Source organism: Streptomyces sp. JJ36, from assembly GCF_021696945.1.
In the GTDB taxonomy this organism is placed as follows: Bacteria; Actinomycetota; Actinomycetes; order Streptomycetales; family Streptomycetaceae; genus Streptomyces.
On the sequence record NZ_JACYHE010000122.1, the window covers coordinates 1 to 7,983 of the forward strand.

At 73.6% G+C, this 7,983-nt stretch carries 9 protein-coding genes; 3 read left to right on the forward strand and 6 right to left on the reverse strand.

All coding sequences use genetic code 11. The features are described 5' to 3' along the window. Positions 1-169: 169 nt before the first annotated feature. Together HOY81_RS26205 and HOY81_RS26210 are read left to right on the forward strand one after the other, a co-directional pair. Complete coding sequence (locus tag HOY81_RS26205; RefSeq protein WP_237323191.1) at positions 170-1,093, forward strand: 4'-phosphopantetheinyl transferase superfamily protein; 924 nt, start codon at positions 170-172, stop codon at positions 1,091-1,093. Beyond that, positions 1,093-2,385 carry a RedV protein gene (locus HOY81_RS26210; RefSeq protein WP_237323192.1) on the forward strand — a complete coding sequence of 431 codons (1,293 nt, stop codon included), beginning with the start codon at positions 1,093-1,095 and terminating at the stop codon, positions 2,383-2,385. Before HOY81_RS26205 ends, HOY81_RS26210 begins: the two co-directional genes overlap by 1 nt. Positions 2,386-2,454: 69 nt before the next feature. On the opposite strand, the gene HOY81_RS26215 is transcribed toward HOY81_RS26210, so the two are convergent. Further along, positions 2,455-3,483, reverse strand: a complete 1,029-nt coding sequence (locus HOY81_RS26215) for an aldo/keto reductase (protein ID WP_237323193.1) — start codon at positions 3,481-3,483, stop codon at positions 2,455-2,457. Between the two features lie 116 nt (positions 3,484-3,599). Between HOY81_RS26215 and HOY81_RS26220 the strand changes: the two genes are divergently transcribed. Beyond that, complete coding sequence (locus HOY81_RS26220; protein ID WP_237323194.1) at positions 3,600-4,193, forward strand: TetR/AcrR family transcriptional regulator; 594 nt, start codon at positions 3,600-3,602, stop codon at positions 4,191-4,193. A gap of 211 nt (positions 4,194-4,404) precedes the next feature. Here HOY81_RS26220 and HOY81_RS26225 read toward each other — a convergent pair whose 3' ends face one another. The 5 genes from HOY81_RS26225 to HOY81_RS26245 all read right to left on the reverse strand — a co-directional run bounded on the left by HOY81_RS26225 (position 4,405) and on the right by HOY81_RS26245 (position 7,837). After that, entirely contained in the window at positions 4,405-5,301 is an 897-nt protein-coding gene (locus tag HOY81_RS26225) for an N-acetylmuramoyl-L-alanine amidase (protein WP_237323195.1), read from the reverse strand. Positions 5,302-5,480: 179 nt separating this feature from the next. After that, positions 5,481-5,714: a hypothetical protein gene (locus tag HOY81_RS26230; protein WP_237323196.1), complete on the reverse strand. Its 234-nt coding sequence runs from the start codon at positions 5,712-5,714 to the stop codon at positions 5,481-5,483. Between the two features lie 5 nt (positions 5,715-5,719). Next, positions 5,720-6,217, reverse strand: a complete 498-nt coding sequence (locus HOY81_RS26235) for a hypothetical protein (RefSeq protein ID WP_237323197.1) — start codon at positions 6,215-6,217, stop codon at positions 5,720-5,722. Between the two features lie 186 nt (positions 6,218-6,403). Continuing rightward, positions 6,404-7,414: a helix-turn-helix domain-containing protein gene (locus HOY81_RS26240; RefSeq protein WP_237323199.1), complete on the reverse strand. Its 1,011-nt coding sequence runs from the start codon at positions 7,412-7,414 to the stop codon at positions 6,404-6,406. Between the two features lie 177 nt (positions 7,415-7,591). Then, entirely contained in the window at positions 7,592-7,837 is a 246-nt protein-coding gene (locus HOY81_RS26245; RefSeq protein ID WP_237323198.1) for an acyl-CoA carboxylase epsilon subunit, read from the reverse strand. Positions 7,838-7,983: the final 146 nt, after the last annotated feature.

Below are 7,983 nucleotides of genomic sequence, written 5' to 3' on the forward strand. Positions count from 1 at the left end.
CGGGCCCGCCGCGGTGCCGCCCGTGCCGGCTGCTCCCGCACCGGAGGACGGCGCGAGCACACGGCGCGCGGTCCCCGGCACGGGACCGCCGGCGCGGGCAGTGCCCACGGCGGCCGGGCCCGCCGGGGCCCCACGTGCCGGTGACCGGCCGGCCGGGACGGCCGGTCTCGTGCCGACGCCACCGGGCGGGCTCCCGGACCCGGGAGCCGCGGCCCTGCCGTGGGGCGGCGGGCCCGCGGGCCGCATGGCCCTCGACCGGGCCCGCCCGCTGCACCTGGCCCTCGGCCGGAACGGCCTCGCCTTCGCCGTGGTCTCCCTCGCCTGGCTCCGCACCCTCCCGGCGGACGCCCGCGCCGCGCTCGCCGCCCGCCACCTGGCGCGCGACGAGGCCGACTTCGCCGCCGCGCTCCCGGTCGCCAAGCGGCACATCGAGTGGCTGGCGGGGCGGCTCGCCCTGAAGGCCGCCGTCCGCGCCCACCAGCGGCACCACGGCGCACGGGCCCCCGACCCGGCCCCGGCGATCCGGATCCGGCGGATCGCCGACGGCCCGCGCGCCGGCAAGCCCTACATCGACGGACCGGCCGGGATCGGGCTGTCACACGCCGGTGACTTCGCGCTGGCCGCCTGCGGGCCCGGCGCCCTCGGCGTCGACCTGGAGCCGCACCGCACCCTGACCCCGTATCTGGCCCGGCTGCTGTCCCTCGACGAGCACCCGGGGGACGCGGGCGCTCCCGGGGCCCCCGGGCCCGGAGGCGCCACCGGGCGCCGGGCCGCAGGCGCCACCGGTGTCCCCGCGGACGTGGGCGCCCGGGAAGACGCCGCGGCGCCCGGCCCCGCCCGTGCCCGGCTGCACCGCATGCCGCTCACGCTGCGCTGGGCGTGCAAGGAGGCGGTGCTCAAGTACTACGGCTTCGGCCTGCGGATCGGCACCGGCGTCCGCGAGGTCGAGCTGACCGGCTGGCACCCCGACGGCCGCTTCACCTGGCGCCCCGGCCCCGAGCTGCGGCGCCTGCTGCCCGCGGAGGGGGACGGCCCCCGGCACTGCGTGGCACAGGAAATCGACGACTACTCCCTGGCGATGGTGTGGCAGTGATGTCCGACGTGACCCCCCAAGTGACCTCCGGCCCGGCCTCGGAACCGGCCTCCGGCCCGGCCTCCCGCCGCGCCCGGACCGGAGGCCCCCTCCCCGCTCGGGCCGAGGCGTGGCGTTTCCCGCGCGCGCTGCGCGAGGCGACCGCGATCGCCTCGCTCAGCCCCTCCTCGCACAACTGCCAGCCCTGGGCGCTGGCCCGGCTCACCGGTGACGACACGCGGGCCGCCGCGGCGGCGGAACTCGGCACCGGCGCCCCGGAGGGCCCGGAGCCCGGCGCCGGCGCCCCGGGGGCCGCCGAGTACCTGGCGCTCGGCCTGGACCGTACCCGCGAGATCGGCTCCCTGGCCGCCCACGCCGTCGAGATGCGGGTGAGCTGCGGCGCGTACTGGCAACTGCTGCTGGCCGCCCTGGAGGCGCAGGGCTGGTCCGCCGGGCGCCTCCGCTTCTTCGACGCGGACGACGACGGGCCGCGGGTGCTCGGCACCGGGTGGCCGCGGGACTGGACGCTGCTCGCCCTGGTCGAACTGCACCGCGCGGAGGGCACGGAGGATACGGAGGATACGGACGGCCCGCTGGAGCAGCTCCGTACGACGGCCGCCGCACGCCGCACCAACCGCGCGCCCTACCGCGAGGACCCGGTCGAGCCGGCGCTGCTGGAGCGCCTCACCGTGCCCTCGGCGGGCGCCGCCCAGGACGCGCCGGTCACCGTCACCCACCTGTGGTCACCGGACGACCGCAAGCGCTTCGGGGACTTCGTCGCCCGGCACGGCGGCCGCGACTTCAGCCACGGGGCCGCCTGGCGGGAGACCCACTCCTTCCTGCGCCGCAGCGCGACGGAGGCCGAGGCCCGCGGCGACGGCTTCACCCTGGAGCAGCTCTTCGGCCCGCTGCCCCGGCTGCGCCACTGGTTCCTGCGGACCGCGCTGTCCCCGCGCACCATGACCCTGCTGCGGTGGCTCGGCTACCACCGGCTGCTCGCCTCCCAGCTCGCGGTCATCGTCCGGCGCACACCGGTCATCACGGCGATGCACTTCACCACGGACACCCCCGGCCAGGCCGACATGGTGCGCGGCGGCGCCCGGCTGGCGGACTACTGGCTGCGGGCGACCCGGGAGGGGCTGGCGCTGCACCCGGTGAGCGTGGTCATCCAGCACGACGACCTGCGGCAGTCGCTGGGGGAGCGGTTCCGCCTGCGTGGTCGCCCCTTCTTCGTCAGCAGGCTGGGCCGCCCCACGGCCACCTTCCCGCCCGCCCCCCGCCACCCGGACGCCCGCACCCACCGCTCCCTCTGAGCACGTCGCCCGGCGGCGGGCTTCCCGAGGCGGCCGGACGGCCCGGTACCGTACCGGCACCGGGCCGTCTCAGACGGCGGCGCGCTCCTCCACGGGCCGGCGGCGCAGCAGGGGGCGACCGAGGGCGGGCGGGTGGTAGGCCATGTCGAGTGTGCCGACGCCGGTACCCGGGGGCACGATGGCGTCGATCCGGTCGAGCACCTCGTCGGTGAGCGTGGTCCCGGCACCTGCGAGGAGGTCGTCGAGGTGGCCCATGGTGCGCGGGCCGACGATCGCGGAGGTCACGCCGGGGTGAGCGATGGCGAAGGCCATGGCCAGGTGCGTCAGCGACATCCCGGCCTCCCGGGCGAGCGGGATGAGCTCTTCGACGGCGTCGAGCCGCCGCTCGTCGGTCAGGTACGCGAAGCCGAAGCGGGCCCGGTGGGTGTCGGCCTCCCGGCCCTTGCGGTAGCGGCCGGTGAGCATGCCTCCCGCGAGCGGACTGTAGACCAGCGTGCCCACGCCGTAGCGCTCGCAGACGGGCAGCACCTCCTGCTCGATGCCGCGGTCGAGGACCGAGTACGGCGGCTGCTCGGTGCGGAACCGCACCAGGCCGCGCCGCTCGGCGACCCACTGGGCCTCGACGAGTTCCGAGGCCGGAAAGGTGGACGTACCGACGGCCCGGACCTTGCCCGCGCGCACCAGGTCGGTGAGGGCGGAGAGGGTCTCCTCGATGTCGGTGTCCGGCGCGGGGCGGTGGATCTGGAACAGATCGACGTGGTCGGTTCCCAGGCGGCGCAGGGAGTCCTCCAGCGCGCGGACCAGCCAGCGCCGCGAGTTGCCCTGCTGATTGGGGTCGTCCCCCATCGGGAGGTGCGCCTTGGTGGCGAGCACGACGTCGTCCCGGCGGCCGTTGAGGGCCTTGCCGACGATCTCCTCGGACTCGCCGCGGGCGTAGGCGTCGGCGGTGTCGACGAAGTTGACGCCCGCGTCCAGCGCCTTGTGGATGATGCGTACGCAGTCGTCGTGGTCGGGGTTGCCGTTGGCGCCGAACATCATCGCGCCCAGGCAGTACGGGCTGACCTTGATGCCGGTGCGGCCCAGCGTGCGGTACTTCATCAGGCTCCTCGTGCGTTGGCCGGTGCGCGGCAGCGCGCTACGCTGCCGTAAGCGGAACGGTGTTCCGTGAAGAACGATACGGAACACTGTTCCGTTTAGCAAGAGGAGAGTGCCCCGTGAACGACGTCCCGGCGAAGGAGACGCGTACCGGTCGGCGCGTCCGCGCCGACGCGCAGCGCAGCATCGACACCCTGCTCACCGCGGCCGCCGAGGTGTTCAGCGCCTCGGGTGTCGACGCCCCGGTGCGGGAGATCACCGCCCGGGCGGGCGTGGGAGCCGGCACCCTCTACCGGCACTTCCCGCAGCGCTCGGACCTCATCGCCGCCGTCTTCCGCCACGAGGTCGACGCCTGCGCCGACGCGGCGCCCGCCCTGGCCGAGCAGCATGATCCGGTCGAGGCGCTCTCCCGGTGGCTGCGGCGCTTCGCCGGCTTCATCGCCACCAAACGCGGGCTCAGTGCCGCGCTGCACTCGGGGGACCCCGCCTACGACAGCCTGCCCTGCTACTTCCAGCAGCGCTTCGTGCCCGTCCTCGGCACGCTCCTCGGCACCGCGGCGGACGCCGGCCGCATCCGCTCCGACGTCGACCCCGACGACCTGCTCCGCGCGGTGGCCAACCTGACCCTGCCCGCCCCGGACGACGACGGCCACACCCACCGCATGATCGCCCTGCTGGTCGACGGCCTCCGCTACGGCACCCCTGACGGGTGAGCGCGGGCAGCGCCCTTCGTCCGGACTCCGGCACGACGACGGACGGGCCTGGCACCCGGCGCCAAGGGGTTGTGGGTCGGCCCGGGTCCCGTCGGAGGCAGGGGTACGCACGGAAGGTCAGGCGCCAGGTGCCGGCACGGCGTACGGAGTGGCCGGCCTTCCCGGGCTGCGGAGCTGCCTCGTTCTTCGGTCTCCGTGCGAGAGGCAGGTGTCAGGTCACCGGAGCGGTCCAGGCGGCCTGCCAGGTGGCCGGGCCGACGATGCCGTCCACACCGAGGCCCTTCTCCCGCTGGAAGGCGAGGCACACGTTCTTCGAGCCCGGTCCGTACACGCCGTCCACCGCGATGCTCCACCCGCGGTCCCGCATGCGCTGCTGCCACGTCCGGACGGACGAGTGCGTCGTGTAGGGCGGGTAGGTGAAGTAGGTGCCGGGCCAGTCCGGTGCAGTGTCCAGGTAGTCGGCGCTCGAGTCCGTGATCGGCGCGTTCCAGGTGGCGTACCACGTCTGCGGGCCCACGACGCCGTCGACGGTGAGGCCCTTCTCCTGCTGGAAGGCGATGCAGACTCGTCGGGACTGAGGGCCGTAGTACCCGTCCACGCTGATCGACCAACCACGTTCCCGCATGCGCCGTTGCCATACGGTCGCGCTGGGGTGTTGCATCGTCGGGGGATAGTGCAGCAGCACACCGACGTGGTCCGGGGCGCTGCCGATGTCGTCTTCGTCGTAGTCGGGGAGTGTGGGAGTCCAGTCCGGCGCTGTGCCCGGCTCCAGGGAGCCGTTGGTCACGTAGGTGTACAACTTCCCGGGACACGCCGTGTTGTACAGGTTCCGGTGGCCGACGATCTCGCTGCCCGCGCTACCGGTGCTGCGGACGAAGCTCACGCCGAAGCGCAGCGCGTCCAGCAGCTCGTGAGTGATCGTGTCGTACGGATCAGGAGCGCCGGGCACGACGCGACCACCGACAAGGCCCAGGATCGCGTAGAAGTCTCTGTTGCCGACGTCGGTGCCGTTCGCGCCGGTGCGTATGCCGGTGCCGCGTCCTTCGAAGAGGTAGCCGTGTCTGCAGGCGACGAAGTTGTAGGCGATGTCGTCGTATTCGCCGCCCATATGAGTGTTCTGGATGCCCCGCACATGCGAGTAGCACTCAGTATGGCTCGAGATGAAGTTCGGTCGGCCCCCCGTGTGGTGGATCGCGACGCCGCCGCGCCAGGGGGTGAAGTGGTGGGAAACGGCGGTGGGGTCCTTCGCTCCCCACTGGGAGCGGCGAACGAGGCGGGATCTCGCCACTACTGCTCACCCCCCGTGCACTCCACCCAGCCGTTCAGCGGCTCGCGGGAGACGCCTTGGGCGTACCAGTAGTCCGAGACCTCAGGGATGATCGCGTCCGGGTCGGACGGCGAAAGCATGTCCCGGGTCTCCTCGGCGTGGGCGGGCCGGGCGGTGGCCAGGGGCAGAGCGGCGGCTGCGGTAACCGATCCGGCCGCCAGGAGAAAGCGGCGGCGCGTGGTGTGCTCGTTCATCCTCGTCACCGCCAGGGCCCGCACAGCCAGGTGCCGTTCACCCGCGCGGGGTTTCCCTGCGAGTCGCCGAGGCAGGCGCGCACATGGACGTCCTTGATCGGCTTGCGGGATCCGTACCACTGGGCGGTACGCCCTCCGTTGCCGTCCGAGCAGTCCACGGCCGGGGAGGAACGGTAGTGCCAGTGGTCCTGCCAGCGGCCGTTGTCGTAGACGTGGTACCGGATCAGAGCGACGGCGCAGTATCCGTCGCGGACCTCGTCGTCGGACCAGGCCTGGATGCCGACGTCGTAGCCGGTCCACTTGATCCACGCACCGGCCGTGGCGCTGGGCCCGGAACCGACGTAGCTGCACGCGTGCCGGTCATGGGTGGTGGTGCCGTACGACAGGGCCGCGGCCCAGTCGTCACTGCTGTGAGCCTGTGCGGGGCCGGTCGCGCCGGCGACGAGCGTGCCCGCCGCTGCGGCGGCAGCGGCGACCAGCGGTATGCGTTTCCTCACCTGCATGGTCCGGATTCCTTCCGGTGACCCGGGGCCGCTGCTCCGCCGCTCCGGAGCTGACTGAAACGAGCGTCCTGACAGCACAGGGCGGCAGGCAGGGGCGCACTTCGACCCCGGTCACGTGTCTCACGGATGTCGGTCATCGCTCAGCTGAGCGATGCTCATCCTCGCCGGAAGCGGTCACGCAGTGCGTTAGCTCTGTGTGCCAGGGGCTTGGTGCTGTGTGCCTGTCACGGTGCGACACCGGTGCGCCTGGTCCCGGTAGGTGCTGGGCGTGATGCCGTGGCGGGCACGAAAGGCGCGGGTGAAGTCCGCCGGGCGGGGGAATCCCCACCGGGCTGCGATGGCGCTGACGGGAAGGTGGTGTTGCAGCGGGTCGGCAAGATCACGGCGGCAGCGCTCCATCCGCTGGTCGCGCATCCAGGAGCGGACGCTGACACCGTGCTCCTGGAACAGCCGGTGCAGTGACCGGACCGATATGTGGTGGGCCGCGGCGATCCGGCCGGCGGTGAGTGCGTCGTCAGCCAGGTGGATTTGGATGAAGGCGGTGATCCGCAGATACAGCGCGCGTTTCCGGGAGTCGGCCGGGACGTCGCGTTCGCGGTCCAGGTGGTGTGCGAGGACGGCGGTGGCCAAGTCGACGGCGGTGGTGCCCAGCCGGGCCGCGTCGGCCGGTGTGCAGGCCGGGTACTCGGTGGCGGCGGTGGTGAGGAACTGGGCGAGCAGCCGGCCCGGCCCCCGGCGTGCGCTGAGCGGGACGGCGAGGAGGCTGTTCAGTCGCGGTGCGGGGAAGGGCAGCATGGCCTTGGGGAACTGGAGCATCGCCCCGCGGGGCGTGGTGCCGGCCGGGCTGTTCCCGGCGTGGGCGTCGAAGGGGCGGGAGCTGTCGTAGAGCACCATCTGCCCGCTTCCGACCACGGCGGTGTTGCGTGCCTGGTCGATCCGCTGGCGTCCGGAAGCGGTGATGACCACCTGGAGCAGCTCCGGATCGGACTGCCGGATGAGCCTGGGCGTACGCTGAGACAGCAGCGCCCCGTAGGACAGCTCGGACAGCTGGGCGACACCCAGCGGCATGGCGCGCAGCCGCGCGGTGAACGGTCTCCCCGGCTCGACGGCCTTGATACGGGTCGTCACCAGCGCCAGCGCGGTGATCTCGGCCCACTGGCCGACGCCGTCCACCGACACGTCGACGCAGTCCCCCATGGTCCCCACTGCGGTCTCCCCCCAGGATTCACCGAAGTCCGCCGGTGGTCACAGCGGCGGACCCCCGCCATTCTCACCGGTCCGGAACGCGGGGAACAGACCACGTGCCGGGGGCGGTCGCCCCTGCCCTTTTTCCTGCCGCGAAGTCGCCGGCTGGGGTGGCGGGTCCTGATGGGTTCAGTGTTGCCAGCTGTGGGGGGCGGGGAAGCCGCGGGTGCGTTCCAGGCGGCGCCAGGGGGCCTTACGGGGGGTGCCGGTGGCGTGGCCGGAGTTGGTGTGCGGGGTGGAGGTGGTCCGGGCGAGGAGGAGTGCGGTGAGGGCGGCGAGTTCCTCGTCGCTGGCGTGGCCGCGTTCGACGCGGACCAGGGTGGCCGCCCCGCCCGCCGGGGCGCTGCCGGTGCTGCCGGTGCTGCGGGTGGTCATGGTGGGCCCCTTTCGGGTCGGGTGCTGGTGGCCTGGGCGCGCGGTTCCGCCGCGCCGGTGTCCGGGCCGGTACGTGCGCTCCGGGGGTTCCCCGGTGGGGGTTACTGGGGTGGGTTGCCGTGTTTGCGGGCGGGCAGGTCGGCGTG